At 68.3% G+C, this 21,669-nt stretch carries 21 protein-coding genes; 13 read left to right on the top strand and 8 right to left on the bottom strand.

Going from position 1 to position 21,669, the window contains the following annotated elements:
- The first annotated feature begins 39 nt into the window (after positions 1–39).
- The 8 genes from WFI54_RS08800 to WFI54_RS08765 all read left to right on the top strand — a co-directional run bounded on the left by WFI54_RS08800 (position 40) and on the right by WFI54_RS08765 (position 8,640).
- Positions 40–1,701, top strand: coding sequence for an ABC transporter substrate-binding protein (locus WFI54_RS08800; protein ID WP_336652419.1), 1,662 nt, complete (start codon positions 40–42; stop codon positions 1,699–1,701).
- A 3-nt stretch (positions 1,702–1,704) separates the two neighbouring features.
- Entirely contained in the window at positions 1,705–2,655 is a 951-nt protein-coding gene (locus WFI54_RS08795; protein WP_336652418.1) for an ABC transporter permease, read from the top strand.
- Positions 2,652–3,539, top strand: coding sequence for an ABC transporter permease (locus WFI54_RS08790; RefSeq protein ID WP_336652417.1), 888 nt, complete (start codon positions 2,652–2,654; stop codon positions 3,537–3,539). The genes WFI54_RS08795 and WFI54_RS08790 overlap by 4 nt, the downstream gene beginning before the upstream one ends.
- Entirely contained in the window at positions 3,536–4,387 is an 852-nt protein-coding gene (locus WFI54_RS08785; protein ID WP_336652416.1) for an ABC transporter ATP-binding protein, read from the top strand. Before WFI54_RS08790 ends, WFI54_RS08785 begins: the two co-directional genes overlap by 4 nt.
- A complete protein-coding gene (locus WFI54_RS08780) occupies positions 4,387–5,232 on the top strand; it encodes an ATP-binding cassette domain-containing protein (protein ID WP_336652415.1) in 846 nt (281 codons plus the stop codon). The genes WFI54_RS08785 and WFI54_RS08780 overlap by 1 nt, the downstream gene beginning before the upstream one ends.
- A gap of 11 nt (positions 5,233–5,243) precedes the next feature.
- Positions 5,244–6,800, top strand: coding sequence for a chlorohydrolase family protein (locus WFI54_RS08775; protein WP_336652414.1), 1,557 nt, complete (start codon positions 5,244–5,246; stop codon positions 6,798–6,800).
- 177 nt (positions 6,801–6,977) lie between these two features.
- A complete protein-coding gene (locus tag WFI54_RS08770; protein WP_336652413.1) occupies positions 6,978–7,436 on the top strand; it encodes an acyl-CoA thioesterase in 459 nt (152 codons plus the stop codon).
- Positions 7,437–7,449: 13 nt separating this feature from the next.
- Positions 7,450–8,640 carry a glycerate kinase gene (locus tag WFI54_RS08765; protein ID WP_336652412.1) on the top strand — a complete coding sequence of 397 codons (1,191 nt, stop codon included), beginning with the start codon at positions 7,450–7,452 and terminating at the stop codon, positions 8,638–8,640.
- Positions 8,641–8,696: 56 nt separating this feature from the next.
- Here the strand turns inward: WFI54_RS08765 and WFI54_RS08760 are convergent, their stop codons facing one another.
- The 3 genes from WFI54_RS08760 to WFI54_RS08750 all read right to left on the bottom strand — a co-directional run bounded on the left by WFI54_RS08760 (position 8,697) and on the right by WFI54_RS08750 (position 10,799).
- Positions 8,697–9,179: a GNAT family N-acetyltransferase gene (locus WFI54_RS08760; RefSeq protein WP_336652411.1), complete on the bottom strand. Its 483-nt coding sequence runs from the start codon at positions 9,177–9,179 to the stop codon at positions 8,697–8,699.
- On the bottom strand, positions 9,176–9,466 hold the full coding sequence (locus WFI54_RS08755) for a cupin domain-containing protein (RefSeq protein WP_336652410.1): 291 nt from the start codon (positions 9,464–9,466) through the stop codon (positions 9,176–9,178). The genes WFI54_RS08760 and WFI54_RS08755 overlap by 4 nt, the downstream gene beginning before the upstream one ends.
- Before the next feature lie 106 nt (positions 9,467–9,572).
- The gene (locus WFI54_RS08750; protein ID WP_336652409.1) at positions 9,573–10,799 is read right to left on the bottom strand and encodes a PucR family transcriptional regulator; all 1,227 of its coding nucleotides are present in this window, start codon (positions 10,797–10,799) and stop codon (positions 9,573–9,575) included.
- Between the two features lie 212 nt (positions 10,800–11,011).
- Between WFI54_RS08750 and WFI54_RS08745 the strand changes: the two genes are divergently transcribed.
- The 4 genes from WFI54_RS08745 (at position 11,012) to WFI54_RS08730 (ending at position 17,263) form a co-directional block, all read left to right on the top strand.
- Positions 11,012–13,051, top strand: coding sequence for a hydantoinase/oxoprolinase family protein (locus tag WFI54_RS08745; RefSeq protein WP_336652408.1), 2,040 nt, complete (start codon positions 11,012–11,014; stop codon positions 13,049–13,051).
- A complete protein-coding gene (locus WFI54_RS08740) occupies positions 13,051–15,042 on the top strand; it encodes a hydantoinase B/oxoprolinase family protein (RefSeq protein ID WP_336652407.1) in 1,992 nt (663 codons plus the stop codon). Before WFI54_RS08745 ends, WFI54_RS08740 begins: the two co-directional genes overlap by 1 nt.
- A gap of 89 nt (positions 15,043–15,131) precedes the next feature.
- Entirely contained in the window at positions 15,132–16,526 is a 1,395-nt protein-coding gene (locus WFI54_RS08735) for a purine-cytosine permease family protein (RefSeq protein WP_336652406.1), read from the top strand.
- A gap of 164 nt (positions 16,527–16,690) precedes the next feature.
- Entirely contained in the window at positions 16,691–17,263 is a 573-nt protein-coding gene (locus tag WFI54_RS08730) for an HdeD family acid-resistance protein (protein WP_336652405.1), read from the top strand.
- Positions 17,264–17,387: 124 nt separating this feature from the next.
- Here WFI54_RS08730 and WFI54_RS08725 read toward each other — a convergent pair whose 3' ends face one another.
- From WFI54_RS08725 to WFI54_RS08710, 4 genes are read right to left on the bottom strand one after another with little or no spacing between them, the layout of a single operon-like run.
- Positions 17,388–17,912 carry an SseB family protein gene (locus WFI54_RS08725; RefSeq protein WP_336652404.1) on the bottom strand — a complete coding sequence of 175 codons (525 nt, stop codon included), beginning with the start codon at positions 17,910–17,912 and terminating at the stop codon, positions 17,388–17,390.
- Positions 17,913–17,953: 41 nt separating this feature from the next.
- On the bottom strand, positions 17,954–18,568 hold the full coding sequence (locus WFI54_RS08720) for an energy-coupling factor transporter transmembrane component T family protein (RefSeq protein ID WP_336652403.1): 615 nt from the start codon (positions 18,566–18,568) through the stop codon (positions 17,954–17,956).
- Positions 18,565–19,416 carry an energy-coupling factor ABC transporter ATP-binding protein gene (locus WFI54_RS08715; protein ID WP_336652402.1) on the bottom strand — a complete coding sequence of 284 codons (852 nt, stop codon included), beginning with the start codon at positions 19,414–19,416 and terminating at the stop codon, positions 18,565–18,567. The genes WFI54_RS08720 and WFI54_RS08715 overlap by 4 nt, the downstream gene beginning before the upstream one ends.
- Positions 19,417–19,455: 39 nt before the next feature.
- Positions 19,456–20,097: a biotin transporter BioY gene (locus WFI54_RS08710; RefSeq protein ID WP_336652401.1), complete on the bottom strand. Its 642-nt coding sequence runs from the start codon at positions 20,095–20,097 to the stop codon at positions 19,456–19,458.
- Positions 20,098–20,255: 158 nt separating this feature from the next.
- On the opposite strand from WFI54_RS08710, the gene WFI54_RS08705 reads away from it, so the two are divergent.
- Positions 20,256–20,801, top strand: a complete 546-nt coding sequence (locus WFI54_RS08705; protein ID WP_336652400.1) for a TetR family transcriptional regulator — start codon at positions 20,256–20,258, stop codon at positions 20,799–20,801.
- A gap of 24 nt (positions 20,802–20,825) precedes the next feature.
- Here WFI54_RS08705 and nucS read toward each other — a convergent pair whose 3' ends face one another.
- Complete coding sequence (gene nucS, locus WFI54_RS08700; RefSeq protein ID WP_336652399.1) at positions 20,826–21,518, bottom strand: endonuclease NucS; 693 nt, start codon at positions 21,516–21,518, stop codon at positions 20,826–20,828.
- Positions 21,519–21,669 lie beyond the last annotated feature (151 nt).

Raw genomic sequence — 21,669 nt, 5'->3', positions numbered from 1 at the left:
GAACCCGAAGAACTCACCAGACGGAACAAAGGAGTACCCGTGTCTACACACAGCAGCCGTAAGCGGCGCAGTCTCACCCTCGCAGGGGCGGCTGTTGCCGCCGCGCTCACCCTCACCGCCTGCGCCGGCGGCGGGGCCGGCGGCGCAGCAGGAGCCCAGGGCGGCGGCCTCGACGTCGACCTCAGCAACCTCGCCACCACCACCGAGCCGGGCACGCAGCCCGTCGACGTCGTCAACTGGAACCTGCCCTACGAGCCGCTTTCGATCGATCCCTGGTTCTCGTTCAATTACGCCGAGAACACAGTGATCGCGAACATGTGCGAGAGCCTCATGCGCATGAACCCGGACCTGAGCACCTCGCCCGGGCTCGCGGAATCGGTCGCCACCCCCGATGACACCACCTACGTCTACACCCTTCGTGACGGAGTCACCTTCTGGGATGGCACTCCGCTCACCCCCGCCGATGTCGTTTACTCGCTCGGCCGTCAGGTCGGCCCCGAGACGCCGTCGTACTACAACGAGTACTTCCTCTCCGTCGAGTCCGTCGAGCAGACTGGTGACCGAGAGGTGACCGTCAAGCTGAAGCAGCCCGACGCACTCTTCGAACAGGCGATGTCGGTTGCCGCCGGCGCCATCGTGCAGAAGGCCGCCGCCGAGGCCGCTGGCGAACAGTTCGGCACCCCCCAGGGCGGTATGCAGTGCACCGGTCCCTTCGCACTCGACGCCTGGAAGGCAGGCAAGTCGATCGACCTCGTCAAGAACGAGAACTACTGGGACGCGGAGCTGACGCCCAAGGTCGAGAAGCTCTCGTTCAGCTTTATCGCCGACGAAAGCACCGCAATCAACGCGCTGCGCTCGGGCGACGTCGACGGCCAGTTCTTCTACCTGCCCCCGACCGGTCTCGGCCAGCTCGAGTCGAGCGACGCCGTCACCACCACTTACGGCAAGTCGTTCGTGTTCTGGACGCTGGCGAGCGCCACCGAAGAAGGCCCCTTCTCTGATCCACGGGTGCGCGAGGCGCTGCTGCAGTCGATCGATCGCCAGGCGGTCGCCGACGTGGTCTTCCAGGGCGCGGCCATCGCCGCTCCCACCCTCGCCGGCCCCGACTACTGGGGTGACCGTGCCGACATCTTCGAACCCGCCTGGAGTGAGTTCAGCGCGAAGTCGGATCCCGCGAAGGCGAAGGAACTACTCGGCGAGGTGGGCGACCTCTCGAAGCCGATCACCATTGCGATCCAGGGCTCCTCGGCAGTGCATGAGCAGACCGCGAACCTGCTGCAGGCTGCCGGCCAGGCCGTCGGCCTCACCATCGAGACGAAGGTCGTGCCCGTCGAGCAGTATGGCAACCTCTACTTCGATCCCGAGGCTCGCAAGGGCATCGACGCCTTCTTCACCACCTGGTACGGCAACGTCACCGATCCGCTCGACGTCTACCAGGTCTTCACCGAGGGCGGCATGAGCAACTTCGGCAACTACACCGAGGTGAGCGACCTCATCTCGCAGGCTCGTGCCGAGCTCGACCCCACTGCGCGCGCCGAGCTCACCAACGAGATCCAGGCGAAGGTGACCGAGGATCTGCCCTGGATGCCGCTCAACTACATGCCCACCATCCTCGTCCAAAACGATCGGATCTCGGGTGCGACGGCCTCCGTCGCCTACCTCTACTACCCCTGGGCGGCCACGATCGGCGGCGTGGAGTAACCCGTGTCGATCCCTTCGTTCCTCCTGCGACGGTCGGGAAGCCTCCTGCTCGTCCTGCTGGTCACCTCGTTCGTGGTGTTCGGGCTCATGTATCTCGCTCCGGGGAGCCCGCTCAGCTTCGTGCTGGGGCCCCGGGGCGGGACCCCTGACCAGATCGCTAGGGTCACCGAGCAGTACCACCTCGACGACCCCTTCTTCCTGCGCTACTTCGCCTGGCTCGGCGACATCGTGCGCGGCAACCTCGGCGAATCGATCGTCTACCGGCAAAGCGTGACCGACCTCATCGGGAGCCGCATCGGCACCACGGTGGCGCTCATCGCGCTCGCGACGATCATCATCGCGGTCGTCGGCATCGGGCTGGGCCTCCTCGCCTCGCTCAAGGGCGGCTGGACGGATCAGGTCGTCACGACCCTCGCCACGCTGGGCCTCGCCACGCCGACCTTCGTGATCGGTGTCGCGCTCATCAGCGTCTTCGCGGTCGGATTGGGGTGGTTTCCCACCAACGGCTCGGGGAGCGGAGGATTCGACACGATCCTGCACCTCACGCTGCCGGCGATAGCGCTCGCCGTCGCGAGCGCCGCCTATCTCGCGCGCATCACCCGCGCGGCCGTGCTCGAGGAAGAGGGGCGCGAACATGTCCAGACCGCGGTAGCGCGCGGCCTCAAGCCCGCCATTATCATCCGTCGGCACGTGCTGCGCAACGCGCTGATCCCCATCACCACCGTGCTGGGCCTCACCGTCGCCACCCTCATCGCGGGCGCCGTGATCGTCGAGAGCGTGTTCGCCCTCGACGGGCTCGGATCGCTGCTCGTGCGGGCGATCCTGCAGCGCGACTTCGCTGTCGTGCAGGCTGTGATCCTCGTGCTCGTGGTCGCCTTCGTGGTCATCAACGCCATCGTCGACTTCCTGTATACGATGATCGATCCGCGCATCCAGTTGGGGAGCAAGCAATGAGCGCACCGCGCACCACACAGATCGCGCTGGCGCGCGCTTCCGCCGCAGCCGATCCCGGCCGATTCACCCTGCTCGTGCGCAAGCTCGGCCCGCTTGGCATCATCGCCTCGGTCGTGCTTGCCGTGTTCGTGCTCGCCGCGCTGCTCGCCCCCTGGGTAGCCCCCTACGACCCTGATTTCCCCGACCTGTTCGCCGCGCTCAGCGGGCCGAGCGCGCAGCACCTGCTCGGCGCCGACGCGCTGGGCCGCGACCTGCTGTCGCGTCTCATGTGGGGCGCACGCGTCACGCTACTCGGGCCGACGTTCGTGATCCTGATCGCGACTGTCGTCGGCACCCTGCTGGCGCTGCTCGCGGCGTGGAACCGCGGCCGCGTCGACACTGTGATCTCGTGGGTGCTCGACGTGCTCTTCTCTGTGCCGGGAATCGTGTTCGGCCTCATCGCGGTCGCGATCTGGGGCCCCAGCCTCGTGACCGTCGTGTGCGGTCTCGCGATCGGCTACATCCCCTACGTGGCGCGAGTCGTTCGCGGTGCCGCGCTGCGCGAGCGGGGTATGCCGTACGTGCAAGCTGCCTGGCTGCAGGGCCAGTCGGGCGTGAGCATCAGCCTCACGCAGATCTTGCCCAATGTGCAGCCCATCGTGGTCGCCCAGGCCGTGTCGTCGCTCGGCTTCGCGGTCATCGACCTCGCCGCGGTCTCATTCCTCGGGCTCGGCGTGCAGCCGCCCACTGCCGACCTCGGTCTGATGGTCAAGAGTGGATTCGACTCGGTGCTGCGCGGGCAGCCCGGAGAGGCCATCTTCGCCGGCCTCGCAATCGTGCTGATCGTGTGGAGCATCACCGTGATCGGTGATCGCCTCACCTCGAACGCTAGGAGCATCCGATGAGCGCACCCCTGCTGCAGATCGAAAACCTGCACGCGAGCCTCGTCACCCGGTACCGTCAACTCGACCTGCTGAACGGTGTCAGCCTCACTCTCGACCGCGGCGAGGCCCTCGGCCTCGTTGGCGAGTCGGGTTCGGGCAAGTCGCTCACTACGCGCGCGGTAATGCGTATGCTCGCCAAGGGATTCCAGGTTGACGGCGAGATCCGCTTCGATGGCGAGTCCGTGCTCGGAATGGGCCGTGAGCGGCTGCGGCGCTATCGGGCGACCGACGTAGGAATGATTTTCCAGGATCCGCGCGCTCACGTGAATCCAGTGCACACCGTCGGCGACTTCCTCACCGAGGCGCTCGTGCGCGACCGTGGCGTGCCGCGCGCCGAGGCCGAGCGCCGAGCGGTGCAGTTGCTCGACGAGGTTGGTGTGCGCCACCCCGAGCGGCGACTCGGCCAGTACCCTCACGAGCTCTCGGGCGGCTTGCTGCAGCGCGTCATGATCGCGAGCGTCCTGCTCGCGGAGCCGCGGCTGATCCTCGCTGACGAGCCCACCACCGCGCTCGACGTGACCGCCCAGTCCGACGTTATGGCGATCCTCGACGAGCAGCGTCGGGCCCGCGGCCTGGCGCTGCTGTTCATCACGCACGATCTCGAACTCGCGAACGCCTGCTGTGACCGGCTCGCGGTCATGTATGCGGGCGAGATCGTCGAGCAGGGCGCGCACGTCTACGACGCGCCGACCCACCCGTATACGAAGGAACTCATGGGGGCGCGCCCGAGCATCGACCAGCGGCTCGACCGCCTCCCCGTGCTCGAGTACAACCTCGAGCTGCACCAGGAATTGAAGGCGAGGTCGTGATGCACAGCGAATCGGAATCGGGCGCGCCGCTCATCAGCGTGAGCGAACTGCGCAAGGTGTTCCCCGCCCCGCGGGGCTCCAAGGGCGACGACGTGGTCGCGGTCGACGGCGTCTCGTTCGAGCTGCACGCCGACGAATGCCTCGCGATCGTGGGGGAGTCGGGATCGGGCAAGACGACGGTCGCCCGCATGATCGTCGGCCTCGAATCGGTGACGAGCGGGACCGTGACCGTGGGCGGGCACGACCGTTCGCAGCCGCCGAAGCGCCTGCGGGATCGGCGCGAGCGCGCCCGCGAGGTGCAGTACGTGTTCCAGGACCCGTACTCGTCGCTCAACGGACGGCAGCGCATCGGCGACGTGATCCTCGGCAACCTGCGGCTGCACGCCGGCGGGTCGCGGGGCGGCCGCGAGCTGCGCGGCCGCGCGCAGGAGATCCTCGACGCGGTCGGGCTGCCGCAGCGCTTCTTCGACCGCCTCCCCAAGGAGCTGTCGGGCGGCCAGCGGCAGCGCGTCGCCATCGCCCGCGCGCTCGCCGCAGACCCCAAGGTGATCGTCCTCGACGAGGCCGTCGCGGCTCTCGACGTGTCGATCCAGGCGCAGATCCTCAACCTGCTCTCCGACATCAAGGCGCAGCGCGAGATCAGCTACCTCTTCATCTCACACGATCTCGCGGTTGTGAACCAGATCTCGGATCGCATGATCGTGATGGAGAACGGGCAGGTGGTCGACGGCGGGGCGACGGCGGATCTGCTCGCCAACCCCACCCACCCGTACACGCGGGCGCTGCGTGCGGCCGTTCCGGGGCCCGGCTGGAAGCCGGTGCGGCGCGAGCGCCTGGCATCGTGACGGGGGCTTGCGTGCCGGGGGCAGCGGGCGCGACAGAAGCAGAGGTGGCGGCTCCGGCCGCAACCTCGGCTGAGTCAGCGACCGCCCTGCGCGCCTCGCACGCGATCGTGTGGGATGAGGCGCGTGGCGGCTTCGCCGAGCTGCGCGACGCGGTGGTGCTCGTGCGCGGTGCGCGCGTTGAGGCTGTGGCGGGCGCCGCGGCCGGATCCGCCCTCGCCGAACGCGCCGACGAGACGATCGACCTCGGCGAGGCCCTGCTCATGCCTGGCCTCATCGACCTTGAAGGTCTCGTCGACATCGACCACCTGCTGCTCGACTCCTGGTGGGGTGCCGAGCACGCGGCACGGCTCGAGTGGTCGGCCGAGTACGCCGAGGCGCCGCACGAGGTGCTCACCCCCGCCGAGCGCAGCACGTTGCGCCGCTACGGGCTGGTACAGCTGATCCTGCACGGCATCACGAGTGCGATGCCCATCTCCACCGAGATCCACGGCGCCTGGGCCGAGACCCATGACGACCTGCTCGACACGGCCCGCACCGCGAGCGAGCTCGGTCTCCGGGTCTTCCTCGGGCCCTCGTATCGCTCCGGTGTGCACGTCACCAACTCGGACGGTTCGACGGGCATCCACTGGGACGAGGCGCGGGGCGAAGCGGGATTCGCCGACGCCGTGCGCTTCCTCGACACCGTCGAGGGTCTGGCCGATCCGCTCGTGACGGGCGTGCTCGTGCCGTGCCGGATCGAGACCGTGAGTGACGAGCTGCTCGCGCGCACCGCCGAGGTTTCGGCCGCGCGCGACGCACTCGTGCGCGTGCACGCCACGCAGGGTCTTGCCGACGAGCGCGAAATCCTCGCCGCCGATCGTGGCACGACCCCGCTCGATCTGCTCGATCGCACAGGGCTGCTGAACGAGCGGCTGGTGCTCGCGCACGGCGTCTACCTCGACGTGCACCCCGATGTGCACGGGGAGGATCGCGGCGACCTTGCCCGCCTCGCCGAGGCCGGCGCCACAGTGGTGCACTGCCCGCTCACCAACGCGCGCTATGCGTTCTGGCTGGAGCGGCTCTCGCAGTACCTCGACGCCGGCGTGAACATTGCGCTCGGCACCGACTCGTTCCCGCCGGACCTGATCCGCGCGATCGACACGGGCGTGCAGCTCTCGAAAGCGCAGCATGACGACCTCGGCATGGGAATGCTCGCCGAGTACGTGGAGGCCGCCACCCTCGGCGGCGCGCGCGCCCTGCGCCGGCCCGACCTGGGGCGCATCGCCCCGGGTGCCGCCGCCGACCTCGTCGCGTTCGCGCTCGACGACCTGCGCATGGGCGCGGTCGACGACCCGATCCGCACGCTGACCCTTGCGGGCACGGGTCGCGACGCGGTGTTCAGCATGGTCGAGGGACGCGTGGTGATGCGTGACGGGCGGATCCCGGGCCTCGACCAGCGGGCGCTGCGGGCGGAGGGGCAGCGGATCTTCGAGAAGCTGCGCGCCGCCTACGCCGAGCGCGACGCACTCGCCGGCCCGGAAGGGTCGAGTGAGGCGCAGCTCTTCCCTCCGGTTTTCCCGCGGGTTTGATCTGCCCTTCCTAGCCGCCTGCGTCGCATACTCCTCGCATCGAGGTCACTCGTGTGGTCGTTTCCCAGCCGAATAACGACCACACGGGTGACCTCGATGGGTTGGCACACGATGAACGGGGCGGACAGGCGGACTCGGGTCAGACAGTGCCCGGCCCTCCCGCGTAGGCTGAGGGGCATGAGCGAGTACCGGCACGTGGTGCGCAAATGGGTGAAGCCCGAAGATCTCAACCAGCACGGGGCGCTGTTCGGTGGTCGCCTGCTGCAGTGGGTCGACGAGGAGGCCGCGATTGTGGCGGTGACCCAGCTCGGCACTATCGACGTGGTGACCCGGCACATGTCCGCCATCGATTTCTCGGCGCGAGCCGACCGTGGCGACCTGCTCGAACTCGAGTATCGGGTCGAAGCCTTCGGACGAACCTCGGTGACGCTGAGCTGCCGTGTCGAGAACGCCGTCACCGGGCAGGAGGTGCTGACGCTCGAAAGCATCGTGTTCGTCGCGGTCGACGCCGAGGGGCGCGCTGTCGCTCACGGTCGCACCAGCGCAACCGAAGGCACTGAGCGGCTGCGGGATTCCGACGCGCCCACCCGCCGAGTCGCCTCTGCGGTGGTGGCAGCCGATCAGGCAGGTGCGTGAGCGGGGTGCCGCAATGCCCCGCGTACTGATCGCCTGCGACAAATTCAAAGGCTCGGCCACCGCACTGGAAGTGGCAGCTGCGCTGCGCCGCGGCATCATCGCCGAACAGCCCAACTCCGATGTGGTGATGCTGCCAGTGGCAGACGGCGGTGACGGCACCGTTGATGCCGCGCTCGCCGCCAAGCACCCAGCTCTTGCGGCAGGATCCGCCCCCGCTTTCGAAGAGCGCCGCTGCACCGTGACAGGCCCCTACGGCGAGCCCCGCGAGGCACGCTTCGCCTTCGATGAGCGCGCCGGCGTCGCGGTGGTCGAGGTTGCGGAGGCCTGCGGTGTGCGCCTGGTCGACCCTGCGGCGCTACGCTCGGGCGTGCTGGACGCTGCGACCGCCACAAGCGCGGGCGTGGGCGATTTGATCCTCGCCGCGCTCGACGCCGGGGCGCGCAGCGTCGTGCTCGGCCTGGGCGGCAGCGCCACCACCGATGCCGGGGCAGGCATGCTCGCAACCCTCGGCCTGCGCATGCTCGACGCGGCGGGCGAAGCTATCGGCCCCGGCGGTGCCGGTGCCGCGCTTGCGGTGCGGATCGACTCGGCAAGTCTCGATCCGCGCCTCGCACGCACGCGTATCCTCATCGCTTCAGACGTGGTCAACCCGCTCTGTGGTGATGACGGCGCGGCCACCGTCTACGGCCCGCAGAAGGGGCTCCCGCCCGAGCGAGTCGCCGAAATCGATGCTGGCATCAGCCATTTCGGCGCCTTGATCGAGCGCAGCCGGGGTGCGGCGCCGGGGGAGTGGACCCGGCGGCCGGGCGCGGGCGCTGCAGGAGGCCTCGGCTTCGCCGCACTGGCGGTGCTGCGCGGAGAACTGCGGCCGGGCATCGACCTCGTGCTCGACCTGCTCGGCTTCGACGCCGCCGTTGCGGGTGCCGACCTGATCATCACCGGCGAGGGGAGATTCGACGCGCAAACCCTCAGCGGCAAGGCGCCGGCCGGGGTGTTGGCGCGGGCAGGCGGGAGGCCGGTCGTGGTGGTGTGCGGATCCAGCGAGCTGCAGCGCGCGCGAGCGATCGCGGCGGGCTTTCGTGAGGTTTACGAACTCACCGCGCTCGAGGCTGACCCCGAACGATGCATGCGCGATCCGCTGCCGCTCCTTGAGCAGACCGGCCGGCTCATCGTTGCTGCAGAGCTCACCCGTGCTGCAGAGTGACCCGGTGGATCTGATCTGCAACGCGGGTGAGCTCCGCTTGCCGGGGTGCGCCGCGACTACTCGGCGGGCGCCAGATCGTAGGTGACCCAGGGGGTCTGCGTGGCGACTTTGTCGTACAGGCTGCGTGCCGTGGTGTTGTTCTCGTTGGTAATCCAGCGCACCACCGAGGCGCCCTCATCGCGCGCGATCTCGACGAGGCGGGCGAGGATCGCGGATCCCGCGCCGGTGCCGCGCGCCTCAGCCGCGGTGAAGAGATCATCGAGATAGAAGCCTTGCTCGCCGATGACCGGCCGCGCGAAGCGACGGAAATGACCGATCCCGACCACCCGCCCGTCGATCTCCGCAACAAGCCCGCGGCTCTCGTGCGCGGGATCCATCAGCCACCCCCACACCGTCTCGATCACGGCCTGATCATGCGGCTTCTCGTAGAAGTCCCGATACCCGCGAAACAGCGCCGCCCAAGCCTCCCGGTCACCCGCCGCGACGGGCCGCACCACGAGCGATGCGGAGGCACCCGATCCGCCAGCCTGCCCGGTCACGACAGCTTCTCCACCTCGACGAAAACCACGTCAGCGCTGTCGCCGCGGTTCTCGATGCGGTGTTCAGCGCCGGAGGGGCGGGTGTAGCTGCGACCCGTTGCCAGCTCGGCCACGATCTCGCTGCCATCGGCATTCGTGACATGCATGGTGTCGGTCACGAGCGGCACCACCACATACTCGTGTTCATGCCGGTGCATCGGGATCGCCCCGCCCGGTGCAATGGTCCACTTCGTGACGCGGAAATGCTCGTTCTCGAGCTGTACTTCGCTGTGAGATCCGGTGCTCATGATCCTCCTCGATACACGACGGGCGCCCCAACTGGGCCCACCCACTCCAGCATAGGGAGGTTTCCGGGTGAGGACACTGCTGCGGATAGCTCGTGACGAGACTGTCTCAAGGTGCGGATGGCCCGGCTGGCCGTCGCTCGCCCAGCTCGGCGCCGCGGCCGATGATCTCCGGGTACAGCGCCAGAATCAGGTTCGACAGCGCGAAGGGGGAAGTGAGTGGTTCGCCGATCGCCTCTTCAACGCGTCCGATGCGGTAGCGCACGGTGTTCGGGTGCAGGAAGAGCGCCTGCGCCGTGGCCGCAACGTTCTGCCCGGTGGCGAGATATGTCGTGAGGGTGTCCCGCAACACCTGCGAGTCGAGCGGTGCGAGTGTGCGATCGATCCGGTCACGCAACTGCCGGTGGTCGACGTGTGAAAGCAGCCAGGTCGACAGGTCGATGCGGTCGATCAGCACCGGCCCGAGCTCTTCCGGCACCTCGGCTGCCGCTGCCCATTGCCTGGCGATGCCGAGAGCGGTTTCGGCTTCGCGCACGCATTCGGGGAGGGTCGAGAGCGACGGCGTCGGTGCCGACGAGCCGACGAGAAACTGGCGCGCGACCGACGCGAGCCACTGCTCGCCTGAGGTCGAGGCGGGCACTAGTGCGGCGATCGTCGCAGGCGCGTCCATGTCGACGCGGCGCAGCATGACGAGCAGCGGCAGGTCGTCGGAACGGGCGCGCGAGACGAGCTGGGCGATGTGGGCCTCCGACGCAGACGGCGCGTCGAGCGGAGCGAGTTCAACGGCGCGCACACTCGCGTAGGTGGGGAAGCGGAACTGCGCGAGCCGGCTCCAGAACCGGTGCTCTCGGGCCGGCACGATCCCGTCGTGCAGCGCTGCGATGAGCTGCTCGTTGTCGCGGCGGTCGCGCTGCGTCGCACCGTACTGGATGCCGTGCACGGCACCCAGCAGCCGTTCCGAGGTGTCGAGCAGCAGCTCGCCGATCTGTTCGAGCCGTTCGGGACCGCGGCTCGCGATCGCGATGACGTGCACGCCATCGCGCAGGGCGACCCGTCGGGTGCGCACGTGCCAGCGGCCGATCTCGAGAGCGAGTTCGCGCTGGTTGGTGGCGGCGACCTCGTTCCAGATGAGCTGCACGGGCGCTTCGCCCGTGCTCGCGACCACGGCGCCCTCGAAGTCATAGATGATAGCGGTGCCGTGGCAGATGGTACTTGCGCGTGACGCGAGGGAGCGCACGGGGTCGGTTGACGACACTGCCGCGAGCATCGCGTGGGTGATATCGAGCGTGGTGCGGAGGCGGTCGATCTCGGAGGCGGTGTCTGGGGTGTCGAGCATGGAACCGTCCTCTCTGCGGCAGCGCTTGTCCGTGTTCGAAGCTATCCTGCGTGCGAATTGTGCGAAGCGGAGGTTTGCCGAGCGCCAGACCCGCTATTTTTGTGAATTTTACAATGGGAGCGCCGTAAACCTTCGTATTCTCTAGTGACCCCGGGCGTGACGGGCACGAAGGTTGATGCATCCGGAAGTCAACGATGAATCCAGGAGGACCCATGAGCAGTATTCGCGTCGCAGTAGACGTCGGCGGCACATTCACCGACGTCTGCATCTTCGATGACGACACCCAGCAGATGCGGGTGACCAAAGTGCCATCGACGCCGGCCGACCCCATGATCGCGGTCATGAACGGGGTGGATCGAGGCGAGATCGACCTGAACGAGGTCGCCCTCTTCTCCCACGGCACCACCGTCGCCACGAACGCTCTCATCACCCGCAACTTCCCGGCCGCGGCGCTCGTCACCACCCGCGGCTTCCGCGACGTGCTCGAGATTCGCGACGGCACCAAGGATGATCTCTGGGACGCCTACAACGATGTCTCAGAGCCCTACATCCGACGCCGCGACCGCTTCGAAGTCAGCGAGCGGATCGACTACAACGGGCACACCATCACGCCGCTCGACGAGACCGAAGCCCGACAGCTGGCCGAGCTGTTGCGTCGCCGCGGAGTGAAGACCATCGCGGTCTGCTTCCTCAACTCCTACGCCAACGCCGCCCACGAGACCCGCATGCGCGAGATCCTCGAAGAGGTCATTCCCGACGCCACCGTTTCCACCTCTGCCGAGGTGCTGCCCGAGATCTTCGAGTACCCGCGCTTCAACACCGCCGTCGCCAACGCCGTGCTCGCGCCGCTGGTTTCCGGCTACGTCAACCGGCTCGCGGATCGGCTGCGTGAAGGCGGCTACCGCGGCGACCTGCTGCTGCTCCACTCCGGCGGCGGCTCGATGACCCCCCGTCTCGTCGAGAAGTTCCCCGTGCGGCTCGCCGCCTCGGGCATCGCCGCCGGTGCGATCTCGGCCAAGCACATCGCCCAGCAGTGCGGCTACGACAACGCCGTCAGCCTCGACATGGGCGGCACCTCCACCGACATCGCCCTCGTCGCCGACGGCGAGCTGCGGGTCTCACAGGAGTGGCAGGTCGAATACGGCCACCCCATCATCTTCCCCTCCATCGAAGTGCTCACCATCGGGGCCGGAGGCGGATCCCTCGCCCACATCGACATCGCGGGCTCACTGCGCAACGGCCCCCAGTCGGCCGGCGCTGATCCCGGTCCCGCCTGCTACAACACCGGCGGCGACCAGCCCACCAACACCGATGCCAACGTGGTGCTCGGCCGCCTCGGCACCTCGCTCGCCGGCGGCGTAAAGCAGCTCGACCGCTCGCTCTCCGAGGAAGCGATCAGGCGCGTCATCGCCGAGCCCCTCGGCATGGGCCTCGAAGAAGCGGCTCAGGCGATCGTCTCCGTCGCAAACGCCAACATGGCCGACGCCGTGCGCCTGGTCTCGATCCGCCGCGGGTATGACCCTCGCGATTTCGCCCTGCTGGCCTTCGGCGGTGCCGGTGCCCTCCACGGCGCCGACGTCGCACGCGAACTCGGCATCCCCACCGTCGTCGTACCGCCCAACCCCGGCGTTACCTCCGCCATGGGATGTCTCCTCGTCGACATCCAGCACGACTTCGCACAGATGTACACGGGCCTCGCCTCCGGCGCCGACGAAGAAGGCATCGAGCAGGCCTTCATCACCCTCGAGACCGAGGCCAGCGCCCGCCTGCGCCACGAAGGCGTCGCCGAGGAGAACGCGATCCTGCAGCGCAAGATCTCCATGCGCTACCAAGGCCAGTGGCGCTCGCTGCAGGTGCCCATGGGCGCCGGCCCGGGCGCGCTCGAGCAGGCAGTGCGCACCTTCCACGAGCAGTACGAGCGCGAGTTCGCATTCCGTCAAGACGACGCCCCTGTCGAGGTCTACCAGCTGCATCTCGGCGCCGTCGGCAAGATCCCGAAGCCCTCGTTCCGCCCCGCCGACCCCGTCCCTCAGGCTCCCGGCGAGCCCGCTGAGCGCCGCCCGGTCTACTTCGGGGTCACCGGCTGGCTCGACACCCCTGTCTACGATCGCGACGCGCTCGCCGCAGGCACCGCGTTCCAGGGCCCGGCGATCATCAACCAGCTCGACTCGACCACGGTCGTGCCCCCGTACACTCGCGCCGAGATCGACGAGTGGCTCAACATCCGCATCCACCTCGAGGAGATCCACTGATGAGCGACACCACTACTCTCAGCCCCGTTGCGGCCCGCCAGACCGCGCTCGACCCCGTCACCTTCGAGGTGCTGAAGAACGCCTTCGCCACCAGCGTCGACCTCATGAGCGAGCAGATCCTGCGCACCTGCTACTCCTTCGTCATCTACTCCCGCGACTTCTCGTCGGCGCTGTGTGACGCGCACGGCAACACGGTGATGCAGGGCTCAGGCGATATCGCGGTGCACGTGGGCACCCTGCACTTCCAGGCGAAGGCGGTGATCGAGCAGTTCGGCGAAGACATCCACCCAGGCGACGTGTTTGCGATCAACGACCCGTACCGCGGCGGCACGCACTTCAACGATGTCTCCTTCGTGCGCCCCATCTTCTCAGAGGGCCGCATCATCGCCTTCGCCCAGAACAAGGGTCACTGGGCCGACATCGGCGGCAAGGTGCCCGGCTCCTTCGATGTCTCGGCCTCCGAGCACTTCGGCGAGGGTCTGCGCATCACGCCCATCCGCGTCTGGTCGAAGGGGGTGTTCCTGCACGACGTCGCCCAGCTGCTCGTCGCGAACACCCGCGCACCCGAGCAGGCGCTCGGCGACCTGCACGCGCAGTCCGAGGCCACCGCTGTCTGCGAGCGAGAGGTGCTGCGCCTCGTCGACCGCTACGGCACCGAAACCGTTGAGCTCGCAATGCAGGAGACGCAGGACTACGTGGAGCGCACCGTGCGCCGCCGCCTCGCCGACCTGCCCCGGGGCACCTGGGAGACCGTCGACTACCTCGACCTCGACCCCGGCAAGCCCGAGGGGCTCGTGCCGATCAAGATCACCATGACGCTCGACGGCGAGGGGATCCACTACAATCTCGAGGGCAGTGCCGACGTGGTCGACACCTTCCTCAACTCGGGCTACGGCACCACGTTCTCGGCGATCTACGCGGGCACCAAGACTTTCTTCCCCGACGTGCCGCTCAACTCCGGCTTCTACGCCGCAGTGACCGCCGACATCGGCCCTGAGGGCACCGTGGTGAATGCCGGTTGGCCCTACGCGGTGACGGGTTTCTGCTCGGGCCCCTACGAGAAGCTCATGAACGGCATCTTTGAGATCTGGTCGCAGCTCATGCCCGAGCGGGCGATGGCCTGCGCCTTCAACCTCGAGTACCTGCTCGTGGGCGGCCGCGATGCTCGCAGCGAGTCGAAGCCGTACTTCATGTGGTACGACTGGATGGCCGGCGGCTGGGGTGGCCGCTCTTCCAAGGACGGCTCCAGTGCCACCGCTCCCGTGTTCGGGGTGGGCCTCGCGGTGCAGGCGTGCGAGGGGCAGGAGCGGCTGACGCCGGTGCTCACCACGATGCACCGGATCGGCACCGACTCTGGCGGGCCCGGCCGCTTCCGCGGCGGCTGCGGTGTCGAGAAGGGTGGTACCCTCACCGATGCCGATGCCTCGGTGATGAGTTACTGCTGCGACCGCGCCCGGTCCATCACCTGGGGGATTGAGGGCGGCCTGCCCTCGATCCCGCACGGCGTATGGCTCAACCGCGACACCGAGAACGAGCGCTTCCTCGGCTCCATCTTCTCGTCGGTACCGGTGCAGCCCGGCGACACCTTCTACCGTCCCTCCGCCGGTGGCGGCGGCTTCGGCGACCCCCTCGACCGCACCCCCGAAGAAGTGCTCGAAGACGTTATCGACGACTACGTCTCCGTCGAGCGCGCGGCCGAAGACTACGGTGTGGTCATCGTGCCGATCGACCCCGAACTCGACCGCTACGAGATCGACCGCGAGGCCACGCTGGCCAAGCGCGCCTGGATCCGCGAGCACCGCGCTTCCTGGCTCGAGGCCGATCCCCACGAGGTGGCAGAGCAGTACCGCGCGGGGCACCTCGACCTGCTCGACGTGATCCGCCGCCACGGCGTGATCCTCGACTGGGGCACCGGCGAGCTCTTCGAGGAGACGACTAAGCAGCACCGCGCGCAGATGAGCCGCCGCTCGCTCGACCACTGGAGCCGATAACCGGCACCAGTCCTTTCGGCGCACCGGCCCCCGGCAACGTAGCCGGGGGCCATCGCGCCCTGCCCGAAATACCAATGGAGGTATCAGCAGTGTCCATCAATCTCACCGGCAGCAACGAAGATGTTGAAGCCACCGACGCCCTCGCTCGCGAGGGCAGCGACGAAGACCAGATGAGCCGTGGCTCCCTCGCGATGGCCTGGTACGGCGTTGCGAGCGCATTCTTCTTCGTCTATATCGGCGCGGCCATGGCGATCGCCTACGGCACCGTCAACGCCCTCATCGGCATCGCCCTCTCTGTCATCGTCTACGGCGCAATCAACGCCGTGCTCTCCCGCTACGCCATCAACAACCGCACCACGGTGGCCGCGTTCTCACGCACCATCCTCGGCAACGCCGGATCCGCTATCGCGATGATCATTTTCGCGCTCATCGCGATCTACTACGCCGTCTTCGAAGGTTCACTCGTCGCCTACGCGTTCATGGCGGCCTTCGGGGGCGAGATGTGGTTCTGGAGTCTCGTCGTGGTGGTTGGCACGACGCCGCTCATCATCGGTGGTGTTCGCCGCTTCCTCGACAAGATCAACGGCATCCTGTTGCCGATCTACTTCTTCGGCCTCATCGCAGCGGTCGTGTGGGCGACCGTGCAGTACGGCTACAACCCGGACTGGCTGACGCACACCCCCGAGGTGTCGCTGCCCTTCGTTGCGGGCGGACCGGGTTGGCTGGCAACGTTCTCTGGCTACATGGGGGTGTGGATCCTCATGATGTACACGATGGATTACGCCGCACTCGGGAAGCGTAAGGACACCCGCTTCCATCAGGTGTTCACCTTCGGGCCGTTCTTCTATCTCGTGGCTTTCGCGTTCTCCGCGGTGGTCGGCATCATCCTCACATTCACGATTCCCGGCACAGAGGCCTCGGAGACGGGCATCGTGGGTGGCATCGTGCAGCTGATGGGATTCCTCGGGATCATCGTGGTTATCGCCACGCAGACGCGCATCAACACCGCGAACTACTATCTCGGCGCTGCGAATCTGCGCGCGTTCGGTGAGAAGGTCTTCCGGCTGCGCATGCCGAATCTCGCCTGGGTGCTCCTCTCCTCGCTCATCATCTACCTGCTCATGCTGCTACCGGTCGTGCAGTACATCCTCATCGCACTCGCCTGGCAGGGCGTGCTCGTCACGGCGTGGGTGGCGATCGCGCTCACCCATGTGCTGATGGGGCGCGGCAAGGGGCAGGAGCACGCCGGCATCCGTGACGAGCGCTACCGGGCGTTCAACACGAACGGCCTGATTGCCTGGGTGGTCGCGACGGTCATCGGTATCGGCATGCTGCAGCTCGGCACGATGAACCCGGAGCTCGCGGGCATCGGGTCGAGTTGGGGGCCGATTCTCACCGCCGTATCGGCCGCGCTCGTCTACGCGCTGCTCTGGAAGACGAATCCGACAAGCCGCACCGGGCTCATCCCCGTCGTCGGCGCGTGAGAGGCGGGGCGGATCGGCGATGGGCCGATCCGCCCCTCTTGCTGCCCGCGAACCGCGGCGCAGACGCCGCCGCAGCATAGCCGGGAGTAGTGCCGTGACCGCTGATGCGCCATGATGAGGGTATGCGCCGCGTCTGCGGACGCTTTCTCAGCGAAGGAGTTCTCATGACCTCACCCGAAACGAATCTGCTGCAGCGCGCGGGAGACGGGGTGCGCACCGCGTTTGGCGTGGGCGGTCTCATCGCAATCGTGCTCGGCCTGCTCATCATGTTCTTCCCCGGCAAGACGGGCGCGGTCGCCATGCAGATCATCGCCGCCGTCATGGCCGCTTACGCGCTTGTCGTGGGCGTTGTCTACATCGGTTCGGCGATCTTCAGCCGCACGCTCGGTGGCTGGGCTCGCACCGGTCACATTCTGCTCGGTGTGTTGTACGTGATCGGCGGCGTCGTGATGATGGCGAACCTCGGCGCCACCGCCGCGGTGCTCGCGATCTTCTTGTCGGTGACCATCGGTGTGCTGTGGCTCTTCGAGGGCGTGATGGCGTTCACCGTTGTGAAGCAGAGCGGCAATAAGACCTGGACCGTCATCTACGGCATCATTAGCGTCATCGCCGGCCTTGCGCTCATGTTGTCGCCGCTGGTCGGGGCAGTCACCCTGTGGCTGCTGCTCGGCATTTCGATGGTCGTGATGGGTGTCGTGCAGGTGGTGCGCGCCTTCAAGATCGGCTCTGCGGAGTAGCACCCGGGCGGCGGTTGCCGCTGAAGAGTGAAGCCCGGGGCGCGTTGCGCTCCGGGCTTCAGTCGTTGCTGGGGCTGTTGGCTGCGATGGCGGATCCGCCGCTGCTGCGGTGGCCCGGTCCGGTTCAGCGCATCTGCTCGAGCTGATCCGCGGTGACGAGGTCTGGCTCGAGCGCGAGTGAGAGGTACTTGCGCAGCACCACGAGCGAGGCGCCGGCCTTGTCGAACTCGGCCGCGACGAAACGGTCGGTGCGGATCAGCGCGATCGCCTCGTGCGCGGGCATGATGGCGCCCTTGACCTCGGCGCGGCGCTCGGCGGGGGCGACGGCGCGCAGCTCTGCCATCGAGGTGAAGAGCGGCAGCACGAGCTGGCCCTTCGTGGAGCGGATCGTGCGCACCCGCGGCCCCTTCTTCTTCGACGAGGTGCCGGTCACATCGGCCACCAAGTAGCCGTCGCGCAATGCGTTGAGGAAGGCGGCGAGCCGCGCGTAGTCGGGCTGCTGCTGCAGTTCGCGCAGCGCCTCGCGCACCGCGTCGTTCGCGTAGTCGGGGTGCACCTCGTCCGGGATCAGCGCCTCGTGTGCTGCGGTCTCGTGTGCCGCGGCGTCGTTCGCGGCGTCGGATTCGGGGAGCTGCGGGTTCTCGGCCATGCCCTCCAGCCTAGAGCGTGCGGCCCGCGCTTTCGTGACCCTCACTCCTCGCCGACGCCGCGCGCGGCAAGAGCCTCGCCGGTGCGCTGCGCGTGCGCGACCGTGCGCAGCACGAGCGGCATGAGGCGGGCGCGCGGATCCCGTTCGAGCCCGCGGGCCCGCGCCGCGGCCTGGGTTTCGCGGGCAACGCCCAGGATGGTGGGGATCGCCCGGATCACGAGCGAGAACGCCAGGGCGACGCGCTCGGGTTTCGCCCCGAAGCGGCGCAGCGGGCCGAGTGCCCAGGTGATCGTGTCGAGCATGTCGTCGACTGCGGTGCTCGCGGTCACGGCGCTCGCTGCGAGGATCATCGCGAAGAGGTCGCCTACCACTTCGGCACCGCGCTCCCAGCCGTGCTGCCACGCCTGGAACGCGAAGAGCGGGATCGCGACCAGCGCGAAGCCGCGTGCGACCCGCCAGAAGTCGTGCCCGCGCAGGCCCGCGAGCACGGCGAGGGCGACCGCGATCCCGAGCCACAGCGCGGTGAGCGGTACGCCGGTCGTCGATACCACCGTGATCGCGAACGCGAAGAGCCCGAGTAGCTTCGCGCCGGGCCGCAGGCGGTGGAGCGGGCCCGAGCCCGGCAGGTAGGCCCCGAGTGGTGAGGGGATACTCACGGTCGTTCCTCGGCGGGGCTGTTGGGGGAGGATCCGGCGGTGTCCGCGCTCGGTGCAGACGGGGCCCCGCTCAACTCCCGGTAGTGGGCGATCGCGGCGGCGGGCTTCCCGTCGAACACCACGCGTGCCGCTTCGACGACGAGCGTGCGGTCGGCGCGCGCGGCGAGTTCGAGGTCGTGGGTGACGACGACGAGCTGCTGCGGCAGCGCCATGAGCAGATCGCCGATCATGCGGGCGTTGCGCAGGTCGAGCAGAGTGGTGGGTTCGTCTGCGACGAGGATCGCAGGGTCGGTCGCGAGCACCGAGGCGATCGCGAGCAGCTGCTTCTGCCCGCCCGATAGGGTGTGCACGCTACGGTCGGCGAGATCCGCGAGGCCGAAGCGGTCGAGCACGGCGAGCGCGGCGTCGCGGCGGGCGCGCTTGTCGCGGTGCGCGCGGCGCAGTGAGAGCATGACGTCTTCGACCGAAGTCGGCATGATGAGCTGCGCGGCGGGGTCGGTGAACACGAAGCCGACGCGGCGGCGCACGGCGGCCCCGTCGCGGCGGGTGTCGAGGGGGCGCGGATCGCGTGCGCCTGCCGGGGTTCCGCCCGATCCGCCACCCATCGCTGATGCGTTCGCTGCCGCCTCTGCTCCTGCACCCGCCGTCTCCTGCGCGGTGATGGTGACGCTGCCGGAGCTCGGCTCGACCAGGCCGTTGAGCAGGCGTGCGAGGGTCGACTTGCCCGATCCGTTGGCGCCGATGATCGAGACCCGCCGCTCGCTGAGGGCGAGCGAGGTGGGGTGCAGAATCGTCGTCTCGCCGTCGTGCGTGGTGGCGACGACGCTCGCGTCTCGCAGTTCGATCACTCGGAGATCCTACGGGGTGTGGGCGGGTGGGCGATGGGTTCAGCTGCGGCGACGCGCGGGCAGCAGGGCGGGGAAGGCGCGGTGCACGGCCGTTGCCACGACCGCCATCAGCAGGTTCTTGATGATGTCGCCGGGCCAGAAGGCGAGGTCGGCGAGGAAGGCCTGGCCGAGGGTGAGGTCGGCCCGCCAGGCCATGCCGAGAATGCCGAGCGGGTGCACGAACACGAAGCTCGACACGATGCCGGCAACGAAGATGAGGGGGATGCTGGTGGCGATGCGGCGGCGGGGCAGGCGTTCGACGATGAAGCCGGCGAGCAGCGCGGCGAACGGGAAGGCGACGAGGTAGCCGACGGAGGGGCCGAAGAAGGGGGCGAGGCCTGCGGATCCGCCGGAGAAGACGGGCAGGCCAGCGGCGCCGACTGCGAGGTAGAGCAGCACGGCGAGGAAGCCGCGGCGCGCGCCTAGGACGGTGCCGGCGAGGATCACCGCGAAGGTTTGCAGGGTGATGGGCACGGCACCGCCCACGCTGATGGCGGGAAGCAGTGCGCAGACCGCGATGAGTGCGGCGAAGGTGGCGATAAGCGCGATGTCGGTGGCGACGTTGCGCTTCGGCGCGGGGGTCTCGGCGCTGGTTGCGCTGGTCTCTGCTGCGCTGGCGGTGCCGGTTTCTGGTGCTGACACGCTGACTCCTGGGTGGTTGGGCTCCGGGAGGGAGCTGGGGATCTTGAATTTCTGGAGCGGATCCGGGGCGGATCTCGGGGGCGTGCTCGGATGCGATCCGAGCGCTACCTGAACACTGTTCTGGTGAACGGTGTTCAGGTTAGCGGTAGGATGGTCGAATGCGCAACAGCCTCGCCGACGTGGTCGCCGCCGGGCTGCGCGTGCTCGACGCGCACGGGCTCGAGCACTGCTCGATGCGCCGCGTCGCCGCCGAGCTGGGCGTGCAGCCGAGCGCGCTCTACCACCACGTCTCCGACAAACAGACGCTGCTCGCGCTCATGGCCGATGAGATCGTGGGGCCGGCGACGGCGCTCGGGGCGGCCGCCGGTGATCCGCGATCCTGCTGCATCGCCCTGCGCGAGGCGATGCTCGCCGTGCGCGACGGCGCCGACGTCGTGGCGACGGCCGCGGCATTCCGGCTCGGTGCGTCGGAAGCGGAACGGCGCCTCGCCGGGCTCGTTGGTGCCGACGGCGCGCGCACGCTGCTGCTTTACACCTTCGGCCACGCCCAATCGACGCAGACCCACAGGCAGGCTGAAGCGCTCGGCGCCCTCATCGATCCCGCTGCCCTGCCGCGAGGCGGAGCAACCGACCCCGCCGCGTCAACCGACCTCGAGGCCTCCTTCGAACGCGGCCTCGACATCATCCTCCGCGGGCTCGGCTGACCCGCAAAGGGCCACGGGAGAGCCTCAGAACAGCGTGTTCTGATCCTCCATGCCGCGCATCGCGTCGTAGTCGAGCACGAGACAGCGGATACCGCGATCCTCGGCGAGGGTACGCGCCTGCGGCTTGATCTCCTGCGCCGCGAAGATGCCCTGCACCGGCGCGAGCTTCGGGTCGCGGTTCATGAGTTCGAGGTAACGGGTGAGCTGCTCGACGCCGTCGATGCCGCCGCGGCGCTTGATCTCGATCGCCACCGATGCGCCCTCGGCGTCGCGGGCAAGAATATCGACCGGGCCGATCGCCGTCATATACTCTCGGCGCACGAGCGTGTGCCCTTCGCCCACGAGCTCGATTTGGTCGGCGAGCAGCTCTTGCAGGTGCGCCTCGACGCCGTCCTTGATGAGACCGGGGTCGACGCCCAGGTCGTGCGAGGAGTCGTGGAACACCTCGAAGACCGACACGATGAGCTTGTCGGCGGTCTTCTTGTGGGTGACCTGCCAAGCCTCGACGATGCCGGCGGCCTGCTGATCCTCGTCGAGCTCGACGGTGGTGAGCGAGCAGGGCGGGCTCATCCAGTTGAGCGGCTTGTAGGAGCCGCCATCGCTGTGCACCAGGATCGAACCGTCGTTCTTGAGCATGAGCACGCGCTTGGCTCGGGGCAGGTGGGCCGAGAGGCGGCCTGCATAGTCGACCGAGCAGTCTGCAACAACGATTCGCACCCGCGGTAGTTTACCCGCTCGCGCGCTGCGCCGGCCGCGCCGAAGAGGCTCCCCCATGCTGCTCTCCCCCTCCTGCGCCCCCTATGCCCACTCAACAGGGCGTCGAGAGGCGGATTTCGCAGCTCCGCGGAAGCTTTCCCATGCGAAATCC

Origin of the sequence: Leucobacter sp. MMO-125, assembly GCF_037148395.1 — a bacterium.
Lineage (GTDB): Bacteria > Actinomycetota > Actinomycetes > Actinomycetales > Microbacteriaceae > Leucobacter.
This window is presented reverse-complemented; position numbering and strand designations above follow the sequence as displayed.